Genomic DNA, 24,625 nt, shown 5'->3' with positions numbered 1-24,625 from the left:
ATCTGTACGAGCTGATCCAGCTGAGTCGTGATGGTCAGCAGAAGGTGCGTACGTGGCACTGGATGGAGGAGGACCGTCTGGTGCGCCGCACGGTCATCCGCGAGTACAAGAAGGCCTGAGGTCACCATGGGTGAGGACACGTCTCCCGGCCGCTATCCCACTGCTCCGCTGGCGAAGGACGACTGGACGCTCGGTGTCGTGCAGTCCAGGATCCATCCCGCGCGTGACCGTGCGGAGATGGACGACAACCTGGCGCACATGCTCCATCTGATCGACAACGCCTATCACTACGGTGCCGGGCCCGACCTGCTGCTCTTCCACGAGTTCCCGATCAGCGGGTGGGACACCTGGACCCGTGAGGAGGCCCTCGAGCGCTGCATCGGCCTGGACGGTCCGGAGGTGGCGGCGATCGCGCAGAAGGCGCGGCAGTACGGCGCCCACATCGCGTTCGGTGCGTACGTGTCCGATCCCGACTGGCCCGGGCACGTCCTGAGCCTGACCAACCTGATCGGACCGGACGGCGAGCTGATCGCGAGCCACTGGAAGGCACGCAACGTCCGCGGGCTGTTCCCGGGCTTCGAGCTGTTCACCACCACGATCTACGACGTCCTCGACGAGTACGTGGCGCGCTACGGGGCCGACGCGGTCCTGCCGGTCGCTCGTACGTCGCTGGGGAACATCAGCCTCTCCTCCACGCAGCTGGAGCCGGAGCTGATGCGCGCGTTGGCGATCAAGGGGGCGGAGGTGATCCTTCGCACGGCGAGCGGCAGCTTCACCGAGGTCGACGTGGCCTCGACGGCGCTGCACAACCGCGTCTATGTCGCGATCGCCAACAACGCCCTCCTCCTGCGCAAGGGGCCGTACTTCGAGGACACCGGCGCGGGAGGGTCCGCGATCTTCGGACCGGACGGTCGCGCGATCGTCCGGGCGGAGGGCAAGCACGAGACGCTGCTGCAGGCCCGCATCCCGATCGCGAGCTTCCGGAGCCGTCACCTGCCGCCGGACATCCACTGGGACCTCTACCGCGACGTGTTCGACGGCTACGTCAGCAGGTTCCCGCCGAACATGTTCGCCGACGAGCGCCCGGCGACGCTGGGCGACACGGCAGACTACGTCTCCGGTCGGAGCAGGTGGAGCTGATCACCCGGCCCGCTCGTCGGGGCTGACACCCTCGGTGCCCAGGATCGTGTCCTGGGCACCGAGGAAGAGCTGGCTGGTCTGGTCCATCAGCTCTCCGCACACGCGTTCGGCGCCGTCGCGGTCACCCGCCCGGATCAGGTCGAGCAGGCTCCGGTGCCGGTTGGCGGTGTCGGTGGTGAAATGTCGGTAGTGCTGGAAGTCGGGGACGCGCAGGCAGGCCTGGACGGTGCCGGCCAGGCGCGCGAGCATGTCGTTCCCGGAGCCGACGTAGAGCAGCTTGTGGAAGACCGTGTCCGCCTCGATCATCAGTTGCGGGTCGCGGGCAGCCGTCGCGTGAGCGATCCGGGCCGTGGCATCCGACAGCTCGGCCAGGATGTGGTCGGGCCGGCGTGCGGCGATGAGGCTGGCCGCGAGGGGTTCCAGCCTCTCCCGGAGCTGGAGCGACTCCTCCAGCTGGGTGAAGCGCCACGGCCCGGAGGCCCGCCACCGGATGACCTGCTCGTCCAGTAGCGCCCAGCTGCTGGGATCGGTGACGGTGGTGCCAGTACGCTGGCGCGCTCGAACCATGCCTTTCGCAGCCAGGGTGCGCAGGCACTCGCGTACCAGCGAACGGGAGACACCGAGCTCGTCACCAATCTGGTCGGGGTCGATGGTCCCGTTCAGCTCACCCGAGGCGATCCGGACGCCGAGGTGGTCGACGACCCGTCCATGCATGCTCGCGAGGTCGGCCGGCTCGGCCGGAACGCGGCGTGCGGGCGGAACCTGAGGCGGTGTCCGCTGGTGCCTCCGAGCGCCATGAGCCGGGGTGGGCGAGCTCGCCACCTCGCTCGGCATTTCGGCCATCGGTACACCCTTCGATCACAGTCCGGAAGATCCTACGTCAGCAGAAGGAGCGACCCGGTCGCGTGGGTTCCACCGGACACCCTCAGATGTCAGTGACCGCGGTCAGCAGGAACGCGGAGTCCACCAACGCCCGTACGGAGTGTCTCTCGCGCGGGATCTCTGCCAGCATCCCGGTCTCGAGCGCGATCGTCCCAGACCGGCTCACGATCTCGATGGCGCCCCTGAGCACGAGCACGCTCCCTGCCGGCGGCGCGTCGTGCTCGGCAAGCACGGCGCCCTCGGCGAGGCCGAGCACGCTCTGACGCAGCGGGCCGTCCTGGAGGACGAGCTCGGCGCCGCGTCCGTGCGGTGCGGCCCTGGCCGCCTCGAGGTACTCCTCGGTCAGTGCGGCGACGTCGCGCATCGCGCTTCTCCCTCTCCGGCGAGGACTTAACGGTCCCGCGAGCGTAGCGCGTGTCGACCGCTGCGGCTTCCGGGTGCGAGCCGCCTGTCGCGGTTCTAGGTTGGGCGCGAGGAGGTCTGAAATGACCGAGACGACCCATGAGGGACGCGCACGATCGCGACGCCGTGGAGCGTCGTCAGGCACCGACGGCCCCGCATCCGAGGCGCTGCTTGCGCTCGGTGACTTCTTTACCCGCTGGGACGAGAGTCCCGACCGGCGGGCGGTCTATCGAGAAGGCGGCCGCCGCGGCGACGTGTTTTATCGGGATCGGTGGAGCCACGACAAGGTCGTCCGGTCGACACATGGCGTGAACTGCACGGGGTCGTGCTCGTGGAAGGTGTACGTCAAGGACGGCATCATCACGTGGGAGGCGCAGCAGACCGACTACCCGAGCACGGGTCCCGACCGGCCGGAGTATGAGCCGCGCGGCTGCCCGCGCGGTGCCGCGTTCTCCTGGTACACGTACTCGCCGACTCGCGTCCGCTACCCGTACGGGCGCGGTGTGCTGATCGAGATGTACCGCGAGGCCAAGAAGCGCCTCGGCGACCCGGTGCTCGCGTTCGCCGAGATCGCCGCCGACCCGGAGAAGCGCCGCCGCTACCAGTCTGCGCGCGGCAAGGGCGGTCTCGTCCGGATCTCGTGGGACGAGGCGATCGAGATTGCGGCCGCCGCGCACGTCAACACCATCAAGACGTACGGCCCGGACCGCTGCGCGGGATTCTCGCCGATCCCGGCGATGTCGATAGTGTCGCACTGCATCGGCACGCGGTTCATCCAGCTCATCGGCGGTGTGATGACCTCGTTCTACGACTGGTACGCCGACCTCCCGGTCGCGAGCCCGCAGGTCTTCGGCGACCAGACCGACGTCCCGGAGTCCGGCGACTGGTGGGACGCCTCGTACCTGATGATGTGGGGCTCCAACGTCCCGGTCACCCGTACGCCCGACGCCCACTGGATGGCGGAGGCGCGCTACCGCGGCACCAAGGTCGTCTCGGTGTCGCCGGACTACTCCGACAACACGAAGTTCGCCGACGAGTGGATGCCCGCGCAGGCCGGTACGGACGCCGCGCTCGCGATGGCGATGGGCCACGTGATCTTCAAGGAGTTCTACCTCGAGCGCCAGGTGCCCTTCTTCACCGACTACGTGAAGCAGTACACGGACCTGCCGTTCCTCGTCCGGCTGAAGCAGAGCGACGACGGCGCGTGGGTGCCGGAGAAGTTCCTGACGGAGGCGGACCTGGTTTCGACAGGCTCAACCACCGGGGAGGCGTCCGAGAACGCGGCCTGGAAGACGGTCGTCCTCGACTCCCGCACGAACGAGTCGGTCGTCCCCAACGGGTCGATGGGCTTCCGGTACGGCGAGACAGGCGAAGGAAAGTGGAACCTCGACCTCGGGGAGGTCGATCCCGTGCTGTCGGTGATCGGTCCCGACGCTCAGCCGGGCGAGGTGTTGATGGCGGCGTTCGACTCGCCAGACGGCTCGGGCAGCGTGGTCCGTCGCGGAATCCCCGTGCGCGAGGTCGGCGGGCACATGGTCACGACCGTCCTCGACCTGATGCTCGCCCAGTACGCCGTGGGGCGTGACGGCCTCCCCGGCGAGTGGCCCAGCGGGTACGACGACGTGTCCTCGCCGTACACGCCGGCGTGGCAGGAGGAGATCACCTCCGTCCCGGCCGCGCAGTGCATCCGGATCGCGCGCGAGCTCGCGCGCAACTCCGAGGAGTCCGGCGGACGGTCGATGATCATCCTCGGCGCCGGCGTCTGCCAGTGGTTCCACGGTGACGCGACGTACCGGGCGATCCTCACGCTGCTCATGGCGACCGGCGCGATGGGGCGCAACGGCGGCGGATGGGCACACTACGTCGGCCAGGAGAAGACCCGCCCTATCACCGGCTGGATCTCGCTCGCGAACGCGCTCGACTGGTCGCGGCCACCGCGCACGATGACGGGAACCTCGTACTGGTACATGCACACGGACCAGTGGCGCTCCGACGGCTCGCACCAGGACGTGCTCACTTCGCCGCTCGCCGAAGGGCACCTCGCAGGGCTCCACACGGCGGACGTGATCGCGAAGTCGGCGCGGCTCGGCTGGATGCCGTTCTACCCGCAGTTCGACCGCAACCCGCTCGACCTCGCCGACGAGGCGAGTGCTGCGACCGCGGACGGGAGTGCGACCGACGCGGGCGCGTGGATCGCCGACAGGCTCCAGGACGGCAGCCTCAACGCCGCCATCGACGACGTCGACGCCCCGGAGAACTGGCCGCGCACGCTGGTGCTGTGGCGCTCGAACCTGTTCGGCAGCTCAGCGAAGGGCAACGAGTACTTCCTCCAGTACCTTCTCGGCACGCAGTCCAACGTCGACGCACCCGATGCCGCCGAGCCGCCGAAGACGATCCGTATGCGACCCGAAGCGCCGCAGGGCAAGCTCGACCTGCTGGTGTCCGCCGACTTCCGCATGACGTCGACGACGCTGCTGTCGGACATCGTCTTCCCAGCCGCCACGTGGTACGAGAAGTACGACCTGAGCTCAACCGACATGCACCCGTACGTCCATGCGTTCACGCCGGCGATCAACCCGCCGTGGGAGGCGCGCAGCGACTACGACACGTTCGTCGCGCTGGCGCGCAAGCTGTCCGAGCTGGCCAAGACCCACCTCGGCACCCGCAAGGACCTCGTCACCGTCCCGCTGCAGCACGACACCCCGGGTCAGATCGCGCAGCCAGGCGGACGCGACCTGGACTGGCGCGCGGGTGAGGTGGACCCGGTTGCAGGCAAGACGATGCCTGCCGTGACGCTCGTCGAGCGCGACTACACCGCGATCGCCGACAAGCTCGTCACCGTCGGGCCGAAGGCGGAGCAGCTCGGGTTCACCGTCAAGAACGTCACGTACGACATGAACGACGCCGTGGCCAGGTTGGGGGCCAAGTACGGCGTGATGTCTTCGGGCGCGGGCGCGGGGCGTCCGGCGATCGACACCGACGCGCGGCTCGCGGAGGCGATCCTGTTGTTCTCGGGCACCACGAACGGGGCACTGGCAGTCCAGGGCTTCCGTGACCTCGAGCGCCGCACGGGGCAGCGGCTCGCCGACCTGGCGGAGGGCGCGCACGACAAGAAGATCACCTTCGCCATGACGCAGGACTCGCCGCAGCAGGTCATCACGTCGCCGGAGTGGTCCGGTTCGGAGACCGGGGGGAGACGGTACGCGCCATTCACGATCAACATCGAGCGCCTCAAGCCGTTCCACACCCTCACCGGCCGGATGCACTTCTTCCTCGACCACGACTGGATCCGCGACTACGGCGAGCAGCTCCCGACGTACCGGCCGCCGCTGGACATGCACCTCATGTACGGTGACGCACGGCTGGGCGAGGACCCCGGGAGGACCAGCGACGGCGCGCTCCAGATCGCTGTGCGTTATCTGACCCCGCACAGCAAGTGGTCGATCCACTCGGAGTACCAGGACAACCTGCTCATGCTCTCGCTGTCGCGTGGCGGTCCGACGGTGTGGATGAGCGTCGACGACGCAGAGGCGATCAGCGTTGCCGACAACGATTGGGTGGAGTGCGACAACGCCAACGGCGTCTTCGTCGGGCGGGCGATCGTGAGCCACCGGATGCCGACGGGTGTCGTCTACGTCCACCACGCGCAGGAGCGCACGATCGACGTCCCGAAGTCGCAGAAGACCGGGCGCCGTGGCGGGATCCACAACTCCGTGACGCGGTTGCTGGTCAAGCCGACGCACATGATCGGCGGGTACGCCCAGCTGTCGTACACATTCAACTACCTCGGCCCGACCGGCAACCAGCGCGACATCGTCTGCACGGTGCGCAAGCGGACCGCGCCGGTGCGCTATTGAGGCAGGCTTCGCGGGAGGAGCAGACATGAAGGTCATGGCGCAGGTCGCGATGGTGATGAACCTCGACAAGTGCATCGGGTGTCACACCTGCTCGGTGACGTGCAAGCAGGCATGGACCAACCGTGCCGGGGTCGAGTATGTGTGGTTCAACAACGTCGAGACCCGTCCCGGCCAGGGTTACCCACGCCGGTACGAGGACCAGGACCGCTGGCGAGGCGGGTGGGTGCGCAACCGGCGCGGCCGGATCTCGCTGCGCACCGGCAGCCGTGGCCGGCGTCTGATGAGCATCTTCGCGAGCCCGGTGCAGCCGGAGCTGTCGGACTACTACGAGCCGTGGACGTACGACTACGAGAACCTGACGCGCGCGCCCCTCGGGGACGACTTCCCGGTCGCGCGCCCGAAGTCGCTGATCACCGGCGACGACATGGCGATCACGTGGTCGGCGAACTGGGACGACAACCTCGGCGGCGGTCCCTCGTCCGTGCTGCAGGACCCGATCGTCGAGAAGGTCCGCCGCGAGTCGGAGGACAAGATCAGGTTCGACCTCGAGCGGACGTTCATGTTCTACCTGCCGCGGATCTGCGAGCACTGCCTCAACCCGTCGTGCATGGCGTCGTGCCCCAGCGGCGCGATCTACAAGCGGTCCGAGGACGGCATCGTGCTCGTCGACCAGGACAAGTGCCGCGGCTGGCGGCAGTGCATCACCGGGTGCCCGTACAAGAAGATCTACTTCAACCACAAGTCCGGCAAGGCCGAGAAGTGCACGTTCTGCTACCCGCGCGTGGAGGTCGGCATCCCGACGGTGTGTGCCGAGACGTGCGTCGGGCGGCTCCGCTACATCGGCGTGTTCCTGTACGACGCTGACCGTGTCACCGAGGCGGCGTCGGTCGAGAACGAGCAGGACCTGTACGAGGCGCAGCTCGACCTGATGCTCGACGCGGAGGACCCGCGGGTGATCGCGGAGGCGCGGGCGCAGGGGATCCCCGAAGACTGGATCACCGGCGCGCAGCGCTCGCCGGTGTACGCGCTGGCCAAGAAGTATCGCGTCGCGCTGCCGCTGCATCCGGAGTACCGCACGATGCCGATGGTCTGGTACGTCCCGCCGCTGTCCCCGATCGTCGACCTGCTCGCTGAGCAGGGTCACGACGCGGAGGAGGCGGGCACGCTGTTCGGAGCCATCGAGGCGTTGCGCATCCCTGTCGAGTACCTCGCCGAGCTCTTCACCGCGGGTGACACCGAAGTCGTCACCGACGTGCTCCGCAAGCTTGCGGCGATGCGCTCGTACATGCGCGGCATCAACCTCGGCAGGCAGTCCGACGCATCGATCCCGGCGTCGGTGGGGATGACCGAGGAGGCGATGTACGCGATGTACCGCCTGATGGCGATCGCTAAGTATGAAGAGCGCTACGTGATCCCGACGGCGCACACTGAGCAGGCGCACGACCTCGAGGAGCTGGGCTGCTCGCTCGACTTCGACGAGGGACCAGGTATGTACGAGTCGGGCCCGGTCGGCGAGGCGAGCGGACGGTCCGTCCCGGTTGCGGTCGAGACGTTCCACGCGCTCAAGCAGCGTCAGGAGGCCGACACGATGGCCGCCCCGGATCCTCAGCACAGCGGTCAGGTGAACCTGCTCAACTGGGACGGCGCTGGCAGCACCGAGGGGTTGTTCCCGACAGGAGAGGAGCGGCAATGAAGCCCTCGACCACCGAGAGGAGCGGCGCCCGGGTCGTCCATCGGGCCGCGGCAATCCTCCTCGCGTACCCGACCGACCAGATGTACGAGCGCCTCCCGCTGGTCCGCGCCGCCCTCGAGGAAGCGACCGCTGGTCGAGGAGCACGAGGAACGAGCGCGCCTCTCGACCTCCTCGCCTTCGTGGACGTCGCTGAGGCCACCGAGGTCGACGCCCTCGCGCGGCGCTACGTCGAGGTCTTCGACCTGGACCGCAAGCACCCGCTCTATCTCTCGTACTTCACCGACGGCGACACGCGTCGACGTGGTGAGGTGCTCGCGGGCTTCAAGCAGACCTACCGCGACTCGGGGCTCGTCGCGGACACGCACGGCGAGCTGCCGGACTACCTGCCGATGGTGCTCGAGCTCGCAGCCCACGACCCCGTACGGGGCACTGAGCTGCTGGACAAGTACCGGCCGAGCGTCGAGCTGCTCCGCCTTGCGCTCGAGGATTCCGACAAGAAGTCGCCCGCGCCCTGGTTCCACGTGCTGCGCGGCGTGTGCGCCACGTACGAAGGAGCAGGACCGATCGACCGCGCGGCGGCGATGGCGATGGCGGGTCCACCGACGGAGACGGTCGGCCTCGACGCCTACGATCCGCGCCTGCTGCCCCTGTCAGGAGAATCGTCATGAGCACGATGCTGTGGGGCGTCATTCCCTATCTGGTCCTGGTCGTCTTCGTGGGTGGGCTGATCTGGCGCTACCAGTACGACCAGTTCGGCTGGACGACCCGCTCGTCGCAGCTGTACGAGTCGAAGCTCCTGCGCGTCGCGTCCCCGCTGTTCCACTTCGGCATCCTGGTCGTGGTGATCGGGCACGTCGTGGGGCTACTGATCCCGGAGTCCTGGACCGATGCGATCGGCGTCAGCGAGACCATGTACCACGTGATGGCGCTGTCGATGGGCGCGATCGCGGGCTTCGCCACGCTCGTTGGTGTCGGGATGCTGATCTACCGCCGCCGCAAGACCGGGCCCGTGTTCATGGCGACCACCAAGAACGACAAGACCATGTACGTCGTGCTGCTCGCCGCGATCGTCGCCGGGCTCGCGACCACCGTCGTGAGCGTCTTCGACAAGAACGTCACCGACTACCGGCACACCGTGTCGCCGTGGTTCCGCTCGCTGTTCACTCTCCAGCCCGACGTCGACGCGATGGCGGCAGCGTCCACGTCGTTCCAGGTGCACGCGCTGGTCGGCCTGGCGCTGTTCGCGATCTGGCCGTTCACGCGACTCGTGCACGCGTTCACCGCGCCACTGCACTATCTCTTCCGTCCCTACATCGTCTACCGCAGCCGCGAAAACGTGTCGGGCTCGCGTGCCCCGCGCCCTGGGTGGGCACCCGTAGGGACCCGTGACCGTGAGCGTTGACCCCGGAAGAGGATTGCGATGAGCACCGCTACCGAACTACCGGCGCTTCCGAAGGCCGACCAGACTCGCAACCTGATCCTCGCCACGTGGGCGTTCGCGATCAGCTTCTGGGCGTGGAACCTCATCGGCCCGCTCGCGGCCCGCTACGCGACGCAGATGGACCTCAGTGCGACGCAGAAGTCCTTCCTGGTCGCGGTCCCGGTGATCGTCGGCGCGCTCGGCCGCATCGCCGTCGGCACGCTGACGGACAAATACGGTGGCCGGTTGATGTTCACGGTGCTGCTCGTCCTCTCGGCACCCTTCGTCGTGCTCGTCGCGGTGGCCGGCAACGCCGACTCGTACCTGCTGCTCGTGATCTTCGGCTTCTTCCTCGGCATCGCCGGCACGACGTTCGCGGTCGGCATCCCGATGGTGAAGGCCTGGTACGAGAAGCCGAGGCAGGGGTTCGCGACCGGCCTGTTCGGTGCGGGCATGGGCGGCACCGCGCTGTCGTCGTTCTTCACGCCCCGCTTCGTCGACTGGTTCGGCTACATGGTGACGCACGTGATCATCGCGGCCGCGCTGCTGGTCACGGCGGTGCTGTGCTGGGTCGTGATGCGGGACTCGCCGCGCTGGACGCCGTCGACGCAGGCGGCGACACCGAAGCTGGTCGCGGCGCTGAAGGAGCCCGTGACCTGGCAGATGTCGCTTCTGTACGCGATCGCGTTCGGCGGCTTCGTCGCGTTCTCGACCTACCTGCCGACGTACCTCGGAGACGTGGTGACCTACGGGTACGACCTCACGGCAGCCGGTGAGCGTACGGCGGGCTTCGCGATCGCCGCCGTGGTTGCGCGCCCGATCGGCGGCACGCTGTCGGACAAGTTCGGACCTCGCCTGATCACTCTGGTCTCGCTCGGGGGCACAGCCGTGATGGCGGTCGTGCTGGCGCTGCGACCGGAGCCCGAGTGGCCGGCAGGGATCTCGTTCGTCCTGATGGCGATGTTCCTCGGCCTCGGTGCGGGCTCAGTGTTCACGTGGGTCGCGCTGCGGGCGCCGGCGGACAAGACGGGCTCGGTGACGGGCATCGTCGGAGCAGCCGGTGGGCTCGGCGGATTCTTCCCGCCGCTGGTCATGGGCGCGACGTACAACGAGGACGACCGGACCTACACGACCGGTCTCCTGCTGCTCTGCGTCACGGCCGCGCTGGTGTTCCTCTACACGTTGTTCGGGCTGCGCGAGCGCCCAGGCGGACGCCGCAAGGCCACCTGACGCTCGTAGGCGGCGCGGCCCCGTGCCGTCGGTGGGCCAGCGTCTTCCGCACCGCCGAAAGGCGACCCGCGAGGGCTAGGCGCTGCGGACCTGCTCGAGGATCACCCGCGTCACCAGCTCCGGCTCGTCGATCATCGGCACGTGACCCGCGCCGGGGAGCGGGACGTGGGTGACGTTCGGCAGCAGCGTGCGGGCACGCGTGGCCTGCGACGGGAGGAGGATGCGGTCCTTGGTGCCCCACGCGATCGTCGCGGGCACCGTCGGGTGCGTGCGGTACGCGTAGCGGGCGCCGGCCCTCAGCACGCGGTTGAACGCGGTGCACTCTCGCAGCGCGCGAAGGTCGGCGAGGAACGCGTCCGGGGCGAGGCGCCGCCCGTGCGTGTGCAGGCTCGCCATCGCGAGACCCCGCGCCCAGCGCCGTCGCGCGATCTGCTGCGCCACGGCGGACGGCATGAACGCCGAGAGGCGGATCGACATGAGCACCGCGAACGCCCACAGCCGCCCTCCCTCGGTCCAGAAGCCCGCGGGGGAGAGGGCTGTCGCGCTGCGGACCGAGCCTCGCGCCGCCAGCTCCAGCGCGATCGCGCCGCCGAGCGAGTTGCCGACGACGTGCGGTCGGTCGATCCCGAGCTCGGCGAAGAACGTCTCGAGCGCGTCGGCAAGGTGGTCCATGCGGTCGCGTCCGTGCCGGGGTAGCTGGCCTGAGGCGCCGAAGCCCGGGAGGTCGAGGACGATGACGTCGTGGTGCGCGGCGAGCCGGTCGGACACGGGGTTCCACGCCTCTTTGCGGTGGCCGATGCCGTGGATGAGCACGAGGGGATCGCCCGTCCCCTTCCGGCTGTAGACGATCTCGCCCATCTCTCTCTCCCGTCACTCCTGATGTGACATGCAGCATGTCATGTCTCGCCGGATCGTAGCCCACCTCGCCGCGCTCGGAGAAGGGTTGACAACCCTGACAGTGCTACTGTCACAATCGGGGCGTGACCCACACCACGTCGTTCCCGGACACCCCGGCCCGCGGTCCGCTCGCCGGCCTTCGCGTCGTCGAGATCGCGGGCATCGGCCCCGGCCCGTTCGCGGCGATGCTGCTCGCCGACCTCGGCGCCGACGTGCTGCGCGTCGACCGGGTGACCCCGGGAGGCCTCGCCGTCGTTCCGCAGGACAAGGACGTCCTCGCGCGGGGCCGTCGCTCGGTCGCGGTCGACCTCAAGCGTCCCGAGGGCGTCGCCGTCCTGCTCGACCTCGTGGAGCGAGCTGACGTGCTGATCGAGGGCTTCCGCCCCGGTGTCGCGGAGCGTCTCGGCTTCGGGCCCGACGCGTGCCTCGCCCGCAACCCGCGTCTCGTCTACGGACGGATGACCGGCTGGGGGCAGGACGGTCCGCTCGCCACCAGCGCCGGGCACGACGTCAACTACATCTCCGTCGCGGGCGCGCTCGACCCGATCGGCCGCGCGGGCGGTCCGCCACAGATCCCGATGAACCTCGTCGGCGACTTCGCCGGCGGCTCGCTCTATCTCGTCGTCGGGGTCCTCGCCGCCCTCGTCGAGGCCCGCGACTCGGGCCACGGCCAGGTCGTCGACGCCGCGATCGTCGACGGCACCGCCCACCTGCTCTCGATGATCACGAACCTCCAGCAGGTCGGCGCCTGGAGCGACGCCCGCGGCACCAACCTGCTCGACAGCGGCTCCCCGTTCTACGACGTGTACGAGACGGCCGACGGGCTGTGGATGTCGGTCGGCGCCCTGGAGCCGCAGTTCTACGACGAGATGGTCAAGCTGCTCGAGCTCGACACGGTGCCTGGCCAACCGCTGCCCGATCGCTACGACCTCGCGGCCTGGCCGCAGCTGCGCGAGCGACTCGCGGCGCGCTTCGCCGAGCGGACGCAGGCCGAGTGGGCCGAGCTGTTCGCCGGGACGGACGCCTGCGTCGCTCCGGTCGTGCCGATGCGCGACGCCCCGCAGCACCCTCACCTCGTCGCCCGCGGGACCTACGTCGAGCACGAGGGCGTCGTCCAGGCGGCGCCCGCGCCCCGCTTCTCGCGCACGCCCGCGACGCTGGGCCGTACCCCCTCCAAGTCCGGCGCCGACACGCGTGAGGCGCTCGCGGCCTGGGGGATCGACGACGTCGACGCCCTCATCGCCTCCGGCGCCGTCGTCCAGCGCGAGGACAAGTAGACGTCATCCCCGCCGGTCGAGCCCTGTCGAGACCCCGCACTTCGAGGAGCACCATGCAGCGCAACATCTTCACCGCTGACCACGACGCGTTCCGTGACGCGTTCCGGACGTTCGTCGACAAGGAGATCCGCCCGCACCACGACCAGTGGGAGAAGGACGGCATCGTCTCGCGCGACATGTGGCTCGCCGCGGGCAAGCAGGGTTTCCTCGGCTTCATGATGCCGGAGGAGTACGGGGGCGGCGGTGTCACCGACTTCCGCTACAACGCCATCGTCGAGGAGGAGCTGGCGCACGCGAGCGCGACGGGCGTCGGCTTCGCGCTGCACAACGATCTCGTGTCGGGCTACCTCCTGTCGTACGCGACCGACGAGCAGAAGGCGCGCTGGCTCCCGAAGTTCTGCACGGGCGAGACGATCACCGCCATCGCGATGACCGAGCCCGGCACCGGCTCCGACCTGCAGTCGATCGCGACCACGGCAATCGACCAGGGCGACCACTACCTGGTCAACGGCCAGAAGACGTTCATCTCCAACGGCATCCTCGCCGACCTCGTGATCGTCGCGGTCAAGACCGACCCGAGCGCCGGCGCTCGGGGCTTGTCGCTGATCGTGCTCGAGCGCGGCATGGAGGGCTTCGAGCGCGGACGCAACCTCGAGAAGCTCGGCCTGAAAGCACAGGACACCGCCGAGCTGTTCTTCACGAACGTCAAGGTGCCCAAGGAGAACCTGCTCGGCGAGGAGGGCAAAGGCTTCATCTATCTGATGGAGAAGCTGCCGCAGGAGCGCCTCACGCTCTCGGTCACCGCCGCCGCCGCGTGCCGTGCGGTGATCGACATGACGCTCGAGTACGTCAAAGAGCGCAAGGCGTTCGGACGTCCGATCGGCTCCTTCCAGAACAGCCGCTTCGTGCTCGCCGAGCTCGAGACCGAGGCGCAGATCGCCCAGGTCTTCGTCGACCGCTCGATCATGGAGCTCAACGCTGGCACGCTCTCGGTCTCCGACGCGGCGATGGGCAAGTGGTGGACGACTGAGCTGCAGAAGAAGACGGTCGACAAGTGCCTGCAGCTGTTCGGCGGGTACGGGTTCATGTCGGAGTACCCGATCTCCAAGGCGTACGCGGACACGCGCATCCAGACGATCTACGGCGGCACGACCGAGATCATGAAGGAGATCATCGGCCGCACGATGGGGATCTGACGCGGCCGTACGGATGGTGTGGCTTTCGGGGTCGCTTGCGGCTCGCGGACCCGACAGGATGGCGCCATGAGCGAATCTCCTCAGAAGACCGGCACGATCCTCGTCGGCAGCGACGGCTCCGCAGGCGCTCGGCGCGCGCTCCACTGGGCGATGACCGAGGCGGATCTGCGCGGCGCGGCCGTACGGGTCGTGGTCACCGTCGACTCCACGCGCTCCTCGGTCGAGACGATCGCCGACGGTGAGCGGATCGCCGCCGAGACGGCCGAGGTGGCCGCGCTCCACGACGGCGACGCCGAGGTGACCGTCGGGGTGCACGAGGGCATGCCGGTCGACGTGCTGCTCTCGGAGGCGGCCGGCGCGCAGATGCTCGTCATCGGGAGCCACGGCACGTCCTCGATCCGGCACAACGCGCTCGGCTCGGTCAGCGACGTGCTCGCCCGTACCGCGCCGTGCCCCGTCGTGATCCTGCCCATGGGTGCTGCCTGACGGATCGCGGGAAGCGCGGCCGGGACGTCATACGGATCGAGGGCTGGAACCCCCGATCCGTATGACCTAGCGGCGAGGGCTGGGGGACGCCGAGTTCCGGTGGGCGCCGGTCTGAGTCGCGCGGTCTAAGGTGCGGACATGTCCCAGTCAACGTCTGAGCGGATGACGGTCGAGCAGCTCGCCGACCGGGTCGGCATGACTGTCCGTACGATCCGCTTCTACGCGGGCCGTGGGCTCATCCCTCCGCCCGTACGAGAGGGCCGCAACGGTTTCTATGGGCCCGACCACCTGGCCCGCCTCGAACTGGTGCGCGAGCTCCAGGCGCACGGCTTCACGCTCTCGGCGATCGAGGGCTACCTGGAGCGGCTCCCTGCGACGGCCTCGCCCGCCGACGTCGCCCTCCAGCGGACGATGCTCGCCCCGTGGTTGTCGGACCTCCCCGAGACCGTTGCGCGCGAGGTCCTCGAGGCCCGCGCCGGTCGCCCGCTCAGCGACGACGACGTCGAGCTGCTCGTCGCGCTGCGCGTCGTCGAGCCCACCCCGGACGAGGACGTCTTCCGGGTCTCACCTGCGCACCTGTCGGTCGGGGTGGCGATGATCGACCTCGGGCTCCCGCTCGACGCGGCGGTCGAGGCCGAGCGTCTCTTCGAGTCCCACGCCCGTGACATCGCCCAGGAGCTGACCGACATCTTCCGCCAGAAGGTTCTGCCGCACTATCGCGCGAGCGGCGAGTCCGCCGAGGCGATCACCGCGATGGTCGAGCGCTTCAAGCCGCTGACCGTGCAGGCGTTGGTCACCGCGTACGAGAGTGCGGTCAACGAGACCAAGCGCGAGACGGTGCGTCGCCGCACGTAGGGTGTCGGCGCAACCATCTGCATGGGTCGTTCGTCGTTGAGGAGGCGTCATGTCCGGGGTGCCCCGCTGGTTCGCCGAGGCGGTCGCGACGCCGTACGACGAGCGTGAGGTCAAGGTCGAGGGAGCTCGGATCACGTACCGGGCATGGGGGAGGGCCGGGGCGCCGGTCGTCGTCCTCGTGCACGGCGGTGCAGCGCACGCCGGCTGGTGGGACCACGTCGCCCCGTTCCTGACCGCCGCCCACCGCGTGGTCGCGCTCGACCTGTCGGGGCACGGCGAGTCCGACAGGCGAGCCTCGTACGACCTGGAGACGTACGCCGCTGAGGTGCTCGCGGTCGCCGACGCCGAGGCGGCGGGCTCGGGCGAGAAGCCCTGCGTGATCGGGCACAGCATGGGTGGCTTCGTCGTGCTGACCGCCGCGCGCGAGCACGGCGTGCGTCTCGCGGGAGTCTGTGCGATCGACTCACCGGTCCAGCAGATGTCTCCCGAGGCACGTGCCTGGCGGGCGTCCGGCAGGCACGCCCCAGGCAACAAGGTCTATCCGTCGCGCGAGGCCGTCGTTGCACGCTTCCGGCCCCTCCCCGAAGACGGTCCGGCGCTGCCGTACGTTCGCGACCACCTGGCGCCGGCCTCCGTCCGCGAGGTCGAGGGCGGCTGGACCTGGAAGTTCGATCCGAACGTGTTCTTCGGCGCCCAGATGGAGCCCGAGGACCTGGCGAAGACCGTGTGCCCAACCGCGCTGATCCGGGGTGAGCGGGGGCTCGCGACCACGGACATCACGTCGACCGTCGCCGAGCGTCTGGGCGGGCATGTTCCGGTCACGGTGGTCCCAGATGCGGGGCACCACATCATGCTCGACCAGCCGGTCGCGCTGATCACGGCGCTCCAGAGCCTCATCGGCGAGTGGAGCCGTCCGGCCCGTCCCTGAGTGGCCTCCCGGCGTCTTGGCACCGTGACAGTCGTGCTGTCATAGTGGTGTGGGTATCATTGACTTACTCGTTACTCGCAAGTAACTTTCTTTGGACACCTACTTTGCCGGGTCGTCAACGAACGAAGGACCGCCATGACTGAGGCATTCATCTACGACGCGATCCGCACCCCGCGCGGGCGCGGCAAGAAGACCGGATCCCTGCACGAGGTGAAGCCCATCAGCCTCGTGACCGGCCTCCTCGAGGAGGTCCAGAAGCGCAATCCGACGCTGGACGCCGGACAGGTCGAGGACGTCGTCCTCGGCTGTGTCACGCCCGTCGGTGACCAGGGCGCCGACATCGCGAAGACCGCCGCGCTCGCTGCCGGCCTCCCCGACACCGTCGCCGGTGTCCAGCTCAACCGCTTCTGCGCCTCGGGTCTCGAGGCCGTCAACCAGGCCGCGCAGCGTGTGCGCTCCGGCTGGGAAGACCTGATCCTCGCCGGCGGTGTCGAGTCCATGAGCCGCGTGCCGATGGCCTCCGACGGCGGCGCCTGGGCAATGGATCCGCAGACCGCGTTCGACACCGACTTCGTGCCGCAGGGCATCGGCGCCGACCTCATCGCGACGATCGAGGGCTTCACTCGTACCGACGTCGACACGTACGCGGCCGAGTCGCAGGCGCGTGCCGCCAAGGCGATCGCCAACGGCTACTTCGCCAAGTCCGTCGTCCCGGTGACGGACATCAACGGCCTCACGATCCTCGACCACGACGAGTTCGTCCGCCCCGGCACGACCGCCGAGTCGCTGGCCAGCCTGGCGCCGTCGTTCGAGGCGATCGGCAACTTCGGCGGGTTCGACGCCGTCGCGCTCGAGAAGTACCACGAGGTCGAGAAGATCAACCACGTCCACCACGCCGGCAACAGCTCGGGCATCGTGGACGGCGCGGCGATCGTCGTCATCGGCAACGAGGAGGCAGGCAAGCGCAACGGCCTGACCCCGCGTGCGCGCATCCTGGCGACCGCCGTCTCCGGCTCCGAGCCGACGATCATGCTCACCGGCCCCGCGCCGGCGACCCGCAAGGCGCTGGCCAAGGCCGGCCTCGAGGCGAGCGACATCGACCTGTTCGAGATGAACGAGGCGTTCGCCGCGGTTGTCCTGCGCTTCATGAAGGACATGTCGGTCCCGCACGACATCGTCAACGTCAACGGCGGCGCGATCGCTCTCGGTCACCCGCTCGGCGCGACCGGCGCAATGATTATCGGCACTCTCGTCGACGAGCTCGAGCGTCGCGACCAGCGCTACGGCGTCGCGACCCTGTGCGTCGGTGGCGGCATGGGCATCGCCACTGTCGTCGAGCGTCTCTGACCCCCTCGCCCACCGACTCACACACGGAGCAGATTCACATGACTGACAACACTGTGCCGTCGGCGGCCGAGGCCGTCCGTTACGAGCGTGGCGAGGACGGCATCGTCACCCTGGTCCTCGACGACCCGAACCAGAGCGCCAACACGATGAACGCGGCATACCAGTCCTCGATGGCCAAGGCCGTCGAGCGGCTCGTCGCCGAGAAGGACGACGTCGTCGGCGTCATCGTCGCCAGCGCCAAGAGCACCTTCTTCGCCGGCGGCGACCTCAAGCTCATGACGCAGATGACCCCGGCCGACGCCGAGGCCGTCTTCACCGAGGTCGAGTCGATGAAGGCGACGCTGCGCACGCTCGAGACGCTCGGCAAGCCCGTCGTCGCCGCGATCAACGGCGCCGCCCTCGGTGGCGGTCTCGAGATCGCGCTGGCCACGCACCACCGCGTCGCGGTCGACGGCCGCTACGAGATCGGCTTGCCCGAGGTCACCCTCGGCCTGCTGCCCGCCGGTGGCGGCGTGACTCGTACGGTGCGCATGTTCGGCCTCCAGAAGGCGCTCATGGAGGTGCTCCTCCAGGGCCCGCGCATGAAGCCGGCCCGTGCCAAGGAGACCGGCCTGGTCGACGCGCTCGTCGCGACGCAGGACGAGCTGATCCCCGCCGCCAAGGCGTGGATCCTCGCGCACAAGGACGACGCCGACGCGTTCACGCAGGCGTGGGACAAGAAGGGCTACCGGATGCCGGGCGGCACGCCGTCCTCGCCGAAGCTCGCGCAGTTCCTCCCCGCGTTCCCGTCGAACCTGCGAAAGCAGACCAAGGGCGCGCCGATGAAGGCGCCGCGCAACATCATGGCGGCCGCCGTCGAGGGTGCGCAGGTCGACTTCGACACCGCATCGCGGATCGAGTCGCGCTACTTCGTGGACCTGGTCACCGGCCAGCAGTTCAAGAACATGACGCAGGCGTTCTTCTTCGACCTCAACGCCATCAACGCCGGCGGCTCACGTCCGGCGGGCATCGACAAGACGAAGGCCACCAAGCTCGCCATCCTCGGCGCGGGCATGATGGGCGCCGGCGTGGCATACGTGTCCGCTCGCGCGGGCATCGAGGTCGTGCTCAAGGACGTCACGATCGAGGCCGCCGAGAAGGGCAAGGCTTACAGCACCAATCTTCTCGACAAGCAGGTCGAGAAGGGCCGCCTGACCGCGGAGAAGCGTGACGAGATCCTCGCGCGCATCCACCCGACCGCCGACTACGCCGACCTCGAGGGCTGCGACTTCGTCATCGAGGCCGTCTTCGAGTCGGTCGACCTCAAGAAGCAGGTCTTCGGCGATCTCGAGCCCGTCGTGAAGTCGGACGCGCTGCTCGGCTCCAACACGTCGACGCTGCCGATCACGATCCTCGCCGACGGCGTGAAGCGTCCCGAGGACTTCATCGGGATCCACTTCTTCTCGCCGGTCGACAAGATGCCGCTGGTCGAGATCATCGTGGGCGAGAAGACTTCGGACGAGGCCATCGCGCGCTCGCTCGACTACGTCAAGCAGATCAAGAAGACCCCGATCGTCGTCAACGACAGCCGCGGGTTCTTCACCAGCCGCGTCTTCGGCACCCTCACGATGGAGGGCGCCGAGATGCTCGCCGAGGGCCTCGACCCGGTCGCGATCGAGCGCGCCGCGACGACCAAGGGCTTCCCGGCCCCGCCGCTGGCGATGATCGACGAGGTCACGCTCACCCTCCCGCAGAAGATCAACGCGGAGGCCAAGGCTGCCGCCGAGGGCGAGGGCAAGGCGTTCCCGGACAGCCCCGCGATGGACGTCATCAACGCGCTGGTCTCGCAGGATCGCAAGGGCAAGGCCGCCGGCGCCGGGTTCTACGAGTACCCGGCCGACGCCAAGAAGCACCTCTGGTCGGGTCTGTCGCAGTTCCGCAAGGACGGCGCCGAGATCCCGTGGGAGGACATGCAGGAGCGCTACACGTTCATCATGGCCATCGAGACGGTCCGCTGCCTCGAGGAGGGCGTGCTCCGTACGGTCGCCGACGCCAACATCGGCTCGATCTTCGGCATCGGCTTCCCCCCGCTGTACGGCGGCGCGCTGCAGTACATCAACGGGTACGAGGCTGCTGACGGCCGGATCGGCGTCGAGGCGTTCACCGAGCGTGCGCAGGAGCTCGCTGCGTCGTACGGCGAGCGCTTCAGCCCGCCGGCGCTGCTGCTCGAGAAGGCGTCGAAGGGCGAGAAGTTCGCCTGATCAGCTGACCGCCACAGGGCCCCGGGACCGCACGGTCCCGGGGCCTTCGTGCGCCCGTCCGTGCTTGGTACGCCAGGTGAGGAGCAGAGCAAGGGCGAGCAGCAGCTCGATGAGGTCGCCGCCGAAGTACATGAGGTTGCCCGCCGCCCGCATCTCCGCGACCGGCTCGCGGACCTGCACCAGAAGACCGGCGTAAAGCAGCTGCGCGACCAAGGCGTGGACGAGGATCGCCAGCCCGAGAACCACGAGCCGTACGGGCACGGACGCCCGCCGCGGTGCCGGGTCGGGGCCCGCGATGACCCAGGCGAAGAGCAGGCCCGCCAGCACCATGTGGAGGTGCACGAGACCGTGCACGAGCCCGTTGCGGGTGCTCAGGTCGTACAACGGGGTGAAGTAGAGCAGGACGAGCCCGCCGCTGCTAAGGGCGAGGGCGACGACGGGACAGGTGAGGAGACCGACCGGCCGGGAGCGGAGCATCCGCCCCACCCGCACAGCGCCGCGATGGGGCAGGGCCCTGAGGAGAAGGGTGACCGGAGCGGCGAGGACGAGAAGCAGCGGGGCGAGCATGGCGATGAGAAGGTGCTGGGCGGCATGGCCGGCGAAGCTCGCGTCGGCATAGCGGTCGAACCCCGGGGACAGGGCGACCAGGAGGACCGCCGACCCTGCGACGAACGAGACGGTCCGCATGCTCGCCCACCCGCGGCGGCCTCCCTCGGCGACGGCAGCCACGACGTAGGCGAGGGCGAGGACCGTCACGACCGCGAGCGGACCGAACGTCGTGACCGCCTGGAGGACCTGACGACCGGCCCCCTCCTCGTCCGAGGGGTCGTGCGCACGCACGCTCGCCCCCAGCGTCCCGGTCCACGGCATCCCGCTCACCTGCATCATGTCCGGTCGGCCGCGCCTCGAGCGCCGGTGTCAGAGAACGTGGCGCCGCGCTGGAGCAGCCACCCGACGAGCACCAGAATCGCGCCCAGGGCGAGGAATCCGAGGTCCCACTCGAGCTCGTGGGGTCCGCTCCGCACGTGGTGGATCCCGAGGAGGTGGTGGTTCACGGTCCCCTCGACGAGGTTGAAGACGCCGAACCCGACGAGCACCCAGCCCCACAGCGCACGCGAGGCCCACACGCGCCCCCGCGAGTGCTGGACCCGCGAGTAGAGGAGGGCGAGGCCGGTCAGGACCAGCAGCCAGGTGGTGGCATGGAAGATGCCGTCCCAGAGGGTGTTGATCTCCAGTCCGTGCACCGTGTCGGCCGGGTACGGAGGGAGGTCGATGTTCGCGGTGCCCGTCGACGTGAGCATGTGGTGCCACTGCAAGATCTGGTGCAGGAGGATCCCGTCGACGAACCCTCCGAGCCCGGCCCCGAGGACCATCCCCGGCAGGACGAGCGACGGAGGACGGTCTGCCGGGATCTGTCGCGCGTCGCGCGAGCTGGTGGACGTGGTCATCGAGAACTCTCTCCTCCGTCGGCGGCACCCGATCTGGTACCCGGGCGAGGTGCGGCCATGCCCGGCGACCACTCCACAGAGCCCCGGGACCGTACGGTCCCGGGGCTCCGTGCGTCGTTGTGGAAGGATGCGGGACGTGTCAGATCACGACCCCGCTCCCGAGGACGAGTCCGTCGTCGACCCGCGGTCGTCGTCGGCGACCTCCACGACGAGCATCGAGGCATGGGCGAAGGTCTTCGACCTGATGTCGGACCCGACGCGTCTGCGCCTGCTGCTGCGCATCCACTTCGCCGGCCCGATCAGAGTCTCCGACCTCGCCGACCAGACCGGCATCCGCGAGGGCACCGTCTCTCAGGCGCTGCGGGTCCTGCGCGCTGCCGAGGCCGTCTCGACCGAACGCGACGGGCGCAGCATCTACTACTCGCTCGCCGACCCGGTCATCCATGACCTCCTCCACCGCCTCGTCGGCGACGACCCGCACGCGCGCTGAACCAACCACGTCGACCGGCGAGCCCGTGCCCTCAGGCCGGTATACCCTCAGCGGCATGTCTGATCTCACCCAGTCTCGCCCCCTGCGTGAGGAGGTCCGCGACGAGCTCCGCTCGCGCATCACCAGCGGCGCGTACGCTCCCGGCTTCCGCCTCGTCGAACGCACCATCGCCAGCGAGCTCGGCGTCTCGCGCGTGCCGGTCCGTGAGGCGCTCCACGCGCTCGTGCTCGAGGGCTTCGCCGAGGACCGCCTGACCCGAGGCATCGCCGTGCGCAGCTACGACGCCGCGCAGATCGCCGATCTGGCGCAGGTCGGCGGGGCGCTCGAGGCGGTGCTCGTGCGCAGGCTCGCGACCTACGCACGGCCGTCGGATCTCGAGCCGCTTCGCGAAGTGCTCGCCGAGGCAGCAGCTTCCATCGCCGCGGGCGACGTGCCTGCGGCCGTCGTTGCCAATGCACGCTTCCACGAGGTTCTCGAGGAGCTCGGCCGCGGGACCATCGTGGGCGAGGTGCTGGTGACGATTGGTGAACGGCGGCGCTGGCTCATGCGCCAGCACACCGATCCGGCGCCCATCCACGCCGAGCACGCGGCCCTGTACGACGCGCTGGTCGCGGCCGACGTCGAGGGTGCGGTCGCCCTCGTCGTGGCGCACGCGCGCGGCGCCGTTATGCACGCCGTGACCACCCAGGATGCTTCTATGTCGTGTCAAGCCGCTGACGCGAGGACCTCCGGCACCGGGTGAGCGGCGGCCAGGGTCCGGAAGATCTGCCGCCCGACGTAGCGCTTGAGGCAGCGCCTGATCTCCTTGGTCCTCTTGCCCTCGGCCAAGCGCCGCTCGATGTAGGCCCGCGTGTTGGGGTCGGTCCGCATCCGGGTCAGAACGATGGTGTTCAACGCTCGGTTGAGTTGGCGATCGCCGCCGCGGTTGAGGCGATGGCGGACTGTGTTCCCTGACGACGCTGGGATCGGCGCGGCGCCCGCGATCTGCGCGAAGGCCGCCTCGCTGCGGATCCGGCCGGGGTGGGACCAGACCGTCAGCACGACCGCAGCGGTGATCGCTCCGACTCCGTGCTGCTCGAGAAGTTCGGGTGCTTCGACAGCTACGAGGTTCGTGATGGTGGCGCGGTTCTCGGCCAGTTCCTCGTCGAGGCTCACGACTCGCTTGGCCAGACGGACGGCCTCAGCTCGTGCGGTCGCGACACCGAAGGGCTCCTCGCGGCGTCGCCAGCCCGCGATCGTGGCGATCTGTTGCGAGGTCAGGGACTTGCGGGCGTCGATGCCAAGGTCGTGGCTGCGCACGAGCGCGGTCGCGCGTTGATGCACCGGACCCGCTCGACGTTGATGTGGTCGCGCGCGACGGTCAGCACGCGCAGCGCCATGTGTGCCTCGCCGGCGCGGCGGTCACGCAGCATCGTCAACGGCATGACGAGGGAGGACCGATTCAATCGCGTAAACGGCGTACGGGACAGTCAGCGCGAGAGGTGGAGCTCAGTCTGTGTTCGCAGGCTCTGCGGTAGCGGGCTCGAGACATTTGCGCACCGCAGTCCTGGCTCGCGCGTAAGGCTCCGGATCGTTGTGCAGGAGAGATGCGGCATTGGCAGTCTCCAGAAAGGCGATCAGCTCGAACGCGAGTTGGTCGGCGTCCGTGTCGTCAGGGAGTTCGCCGAGCTGGCGGGCGTCGTGGATGGTGCGTGTGACCAGGTTGCTCCAGTCCAGACTGGCAGCGGCCACGGTGTCGCGTACCCGGCCAGATCGAGCGTCGTACTCGGCAGCAACGGCGAAGAAGAAGCACCCGCCAGGGAATGTCCGTCGTTCTGAATAGCTCAGCCAGTTCTCGCACAGTCGGCGCACCCGCCCCACGCCCGGCGGCACGGCCAATGCGGGCTGGATAACCTCCTCGAGGTACACGCCTGCCGCGGCGCGGATCGTGGCGAGCTGCAGTTCCTCCTTTGAGCCGAAGTAGCCGAACAGTCCGCTCTTGCTCACGCCGAGGTCCGTGGCGAGCCGGCCGATCGACAGCCCGTCCAACCCGTCTTGGGAGGCGAGGTCTGCCGCCCTGCGCAGGATCGCAGTCCGCGCTTGGTCATTTCGCGGTCGCCCCACCTTCTCCACCTCCTTGCGCACGAACGTTCGGTAAATGATACCCGACGCCTCTCCTGTCTGTGTTAGCGTGCGTTTCTAGTACGAACGTTCGTGCTTGGAAAGGATCATTGTGACGAGGCAAAGAACCGCGGACGTCCGCGACCTGGACCGCCAGGCGTTGGCGCTGGCCAGTGGAGTGATCGCGCAGGTCCAGGGCGCAGATCTTGTGCGACCCACACCCTGCGCTTCCTGGAACCTGGCTGAACTACTACGACACATTGTTGGCGAGAATCGCGGCTTCGCCGCCAACGCCATGAGTGCACCGGTAGACCGATCCATATGGGACAGCGGCGACCTCCGCACCGACGCGTATCGCGCCTTCCAGGACTCTGCGGACGCGGTCACGGAGGCGTTCGCCGCCCCGGACGCCTACGACCGTCAGGTCGAAGTGCGCGAGTTCGGCATCTTCCGGGGCCGGGTCGCTCTGAGCATGCACTTCGTGGACGTCCTCGTTCACGGATGGGATGTCGCCGCGACCATCGGTGCGCCCTACCATCCCGACCCGGAGTTGACCGCCGCTGCGCTGACGATCGCGCGCCAGTGGCCGGATACACCGAGCTCCCGCGGTCCCGGTGCCGCGTTCAGCCCTCAGGTCCCGGTGTCCACCGATGCCGCCGACTTCGAGCGACTGCTTGGGCTCCTGGGCCGCTCCCCACTGTGGACTCGACCATTTTGAGAACCCGGTGGACGCCCGG

General features: G+C 68.9%; 23 protein-coding genes. 16 read left to right on the top strand and 7 right to left on the bottom strand.

Features of this window, described 5'->3' with window-relative positions:
* Window positions 1-126 precede the first annotated feature (126 nt).
* A complete protein-coding gene (locus tag ACFSDF_RS07185; RefSeq protein WP_377156878.1) occupies window positions 127-1,140 on the top strand; it encodes a nitrilase-related carbon-nitrogen hydrolase in 1,014 nt (337 codons plus the stop codon).
* On the opposite strand, the gene ACFSDF_RS07180 is transcribed toward ACFSDF_RS07185, so the two are convergent.
* Together ACFSDF_RS07180 and ACFSDF_RS07175 are read right to left on the bottom strand one after the other, a co-directional pair.
* The gene (locus ACFSDF_RS07180; RefSeq protein ID WP_167007037.1) at window positions 1,141-1,983 is read right to left on the bottom strand and encodes a FadR/GntR family transcriptional regulator; all 843 of its coding nucleotides are present in this window, start codon (window positions 1,981-1,983) and stop codon (window positions 1,141-1,143) included.
* An 82-nt stretch (window positions 1,984-2,065) separates the two neighbouring features.
* Window positions 2,066-2,386, bottom strand: a complete 321-nt coding sequence (locus tag ACFSDF_RS07175) for a cupin domain-containing protein (RefSeq protein ID WP_167007035.1) — start codon at window positions 2,384-2,386, stop codon at window positions 2,066-2,068.
* A 121-nt stretch (window positions 2,387-2,507) separates the two neighbouring features.
* Between ACFSDF_RS07175 and ACFSDF_RS07170 the strand changes: the two genes are divergently transcribed.
* From ACFSDF_RS07170 to ACFSDF_RS07150, 5 genes are read left to right on the top strand one after another with little or no spacing between them, the layout of a single operon-like run.
* On the top strand, window positions 2,508-6,281 hold the full coding sequence (locus ACFSDF_RS07170; protein WP_167251162.1) for a nitrate reductase subunit alpha: 3,774 nt from the start codon (window positions 2,508-2,510) through the stop codon (window positions 6,279-6,281).
* A gap of 25 nt (window positions 6,282-6,306) precedes the next feature.
* Window positions 6,307-7,974, top strand: coding sequence for a nitrate reductase subunit beta (narH, locus tag ACFSDF_RS07165; RefSeq protein ID WP_167007028.1), 1,668 nt, complete (start codon window positions 6,307-6,309; stop codon window positions 7,972-7,974).
* Window positions 7,971-8,642: a nitrate reductase molybdenum cofactor assembly chaperone gene (gene narJ, locus ACFSDF_RS07160; protein WP_167007025.1), complete on the top strand. Its 672-nt coding sequence runs from the start codon at window positions 7,971-7,973 to the stop codon at window positions 8,640-8,642. The genes narH and narJ overlap by 4 nt, the downstream gene beginning before the upstream one ends.
* Window positions 8,639-9,376: a respiratory nitrate reductase subunit gamma gene (narI, locus tag ACFSDF_RS07155; protein ID WP_167007022.1), complete on the top strand. Its 738-nt coding sequence runs from the start codon at window positions 8,639-8,641 to the stop codon at window positions 9,374-9,376. The genes narJ and narI overlap by 4 nt, the downstream gene beginning before the upstream one ends.
* Window positions 9,377-9,394: 18 nt before the next feature.
* The gene (locus tag ACFSDF_RS07150; protein ID WP_167007020.1) at window positions 9,395-10,624 is read left to right on the top strand and encodes an MFS transporter; all 1,230 of its coding nucleotides are present in this window, start codon (window positions 9,395-9,397) and stop codon (window positions 10,622-10,624) included.
* 75 nt (window positions 10,625-10,699) lie between these two features.
* Here the strand turns inward: ACFSDF_RS07150 and ACFSDF_RS07145 are convergent, their stop codons facing one another.
* Window positions 10,700-11,482 carry an alpha/beta fold hydrolase gene (locus tag ACFSDF_RS07145; RefSeq protein WP_167007017.1) on the bottom strand — a complete coding sequence of 261 codons (783 nt, stop codon included), beginning with the start codon at window positions 11,480-11,482 and terminating at the stop codon, window positions 10,700-10,702.
* Between the two features lie 122 nt (window positions 11,483-11,604).
* On the opposite strand from ACFSDF_RS07145, the gene ACFSDF_RS07140 reads away from it, so the two are divergent.
* The 7 genes from ACFSDF_RS07140 to ACFSDF_RS07110 all read left to right on the top strand — a co-directional run bounded on the left by ACFSDF_RS07140 (window position 11,605) and on the right by ACFSDF_RS07110 (window position 19,850).
* The gene (locus ACFSDF_RS07140; RefSeq protein WP_167007015.1) at window positions 11,605-12,798 is read left to right on the top strand and encodes a CaiB/BaiF CoA transferase family protein; all 1,194 of its coding nucleotides are present in this window, start codon (window positions 11,605-11,607) and stop codon (window positions 12,796-12,798) included.
* A 53-nt stretch (window positions 12,799-12,851) separates the two neighbouring features.
* Complete coding sequence (locus tag ACFSDF_RS07135) at window positions 12,852-13,994, top strand: acyl-CoA dehydrogenase family protein (protein ID WP_167007012.1); 1,143 nt, start codon at window positions 12,852-12,854, stop codon at window positions 13,992-13,994.
* 66 nt (window positions 13,995-14,060) lie between these two features.
* The gene (locus ACFSDF_RS07130) at window positions 14,061-14,480 is read left to right on the top strand and encodes a universal stress protein (RefSeq protein ID WP_167007009.1); all 420 of its coding nucleotides are present in this window, start codon (window positions 14,061-14,063) and stop codon (window positions 14,478-14,480) included.
* Window positions 14,481-14,618: 138 nt separating this feature from the next.
* Window positions 14,619-15,335 carry a MerR family transcriptional regulator gene (locus ACFSDF_RS07125; RefSeq protein WP_167007006.1) on the top strand — a complete coding sequence of 239 codons (717 nt, stop codon included), beginning with the start codon at window positions 14,619-14,621 and terminating at the stop codon, window positions 15,333-15,335.
* Between the two features lie 49 nt (window positions 15,336-15,384).
* Window positions 15,385-16,263 carry an alpha/beta fold hydrolase gene (locus tag ACFSDF_RS07120; RefSeq protein WP_377156872.1) on the top strand — a complete coding sequence of 293 codons (879 nt, stop codon included), beginning with the start codon at window positions 15,385-15,387 and terminating at the stop codon, window positions 16,261-16,263.
* 135 nt (window positions 16,264-16,398) lie between these two features.
* Window positions 16,399-17,610, top strand: coding sequence for an acetyl-CoA C-acetyltransferase (locus ACFSDF_RS07115; protein ID WP_167007000.1), 1,212 nt, complete (start codon window positions 16,399-16,401; stop codon window positions 17,608-17,610).
* A gap of 38 nt (window positions 17,611-17,648) precedes the next feature.
* Entirely contained in the window at window positions 17,649-19,850 is a 2,202-nt protein-coding gene (locus ACFSDF_RS07110; protein WP_377156869.1) for a 3-hydroxyacyl-CoA dehydrogenase NAD-binding domain-containing protein, read from the top strand.
* On the opposite strand, the gene ACFSDF_RS07105 is transcribed toward ACFSDF_RS07110, so the two are convergent.
* Window positions 19,851-20,720 (bottom strand): cytochrome c oxidase assembly protein, encoded by an 870-nt coding sequence (locus tag ACFSDF_RS07105; RefSeq protein ID WP_167007252.1) that lies wholly within the window; start codon window positions 20,718-20,720, stop codon window positions 19,851-19,853.
* A 14-nt stretch (window positions 20,721-20,734) separates the two neighbouring features.
* A complete protein-coding gene (locus ACFSDF_RS07100) occupies window positions 20,735-21,298 on the bottom strand; it encodes a DUF2243 domain-containing protein (protein WP_167251172.1) in 564 nt (187 codons plus the stop codon).
* Window positions 21,299-21,434: 136 nt separating this feature from the next.
* Between ACFSDF_RS07100 and ACFSDF_RS07095 the strand changes: the two genes are divergently transcribed.
* Both ACFSDF_RS07095 and ACFSDF_RS07090 read left to right on the top strand, forming a co-directional pair.
* Window positions 21,435-21,788 carry an ArsR/SmtB family transcription factor gene (locus tag ACFSDF_RS07095; RefSeq protein WP_208322468.1) on the top strand — a complete coding sequence of 118 codons (354 nt, stop codon included), beginning with the start codon at window positions 21,435-21,437 and terminating at the stop codon, window positions 21,786-21,788.
* 55 nt (window positions 21,789-21,843) lie between these two features.
* The gene (locus ACFSDF_RS07090) at window positions 21,844-22,530 is read left to right on the top strand and encodes a GntR family transcriptional regulator (protein ID WP_167006989.1); all 687 of its coding nucleotides are present in this window, start codon (window positions 21,844-21,846) and stop codon (window positions 22,528-22,530) included.
* On the opposite strand, the gene ACFSDF_RS07085 is transcribed toward ACFSDF_RS07090, so the two are convergent.
* Together ACFSDF_RS07085 and ACFSDF_RS07080 are read right to left on the bottom strand one after the other, a co-directional pair.
* On the bottom strand, window positions 22,494-23,111 hold the full coding sequence (locus ACFSDF_RS07085) for a transposase (protein WP_167006986.1): 618 nt from the start codon (window positions 23,109-23,111) through the stop codon (window positions 22,494-22,496). The genes ACFSDF_RS07090 and ACFSDF_RS07085 overlap by 37 nt on opposite strands.
* A 165-nt stretch (window positions 23,112-23,276) precedes the next feature.
* Entirely contained in the window at window positions 23,277-23,912 is a 636-nt protein-coding gene (locus tag ACFSDF_RS07080; protein WP_243843064.1) for a TetR/AcrR family transcriptional regulator, read from the bottom strand.
* An 88-nt stretch (window positions 23,913-24,000) separates the two neighbouring features.
* On the opposite strand from ACFSDF_RS07080, the gene ACFSDF_RS07075 reads away from it, so the two are divergent.
* A complete protein-coding gene (locus ACFSDF_RS07075; protein WP_167007247.1) occupies window positions 24,001-24,606 on the top strand; it encodes a TIGR03086 family metal-binding protein in 606 nt (201 codons plus the stop codon).
* The last annotated feature ends 19 nt before the right edge of the window (window positions 24,607-24,625 follow it).

The sequence above is a fragment of the Mumia zhuanghuii genome (assembly GCF_042681565.1).
Classification (GTDB): Bacteria; Actinomycetota; Actinomycetes; order Propionibacteriales; family Nocardioidaceae; genus Mumia.
This window is presented reverse-complemented; position numbering and strand designations above follow the sequence as displayed.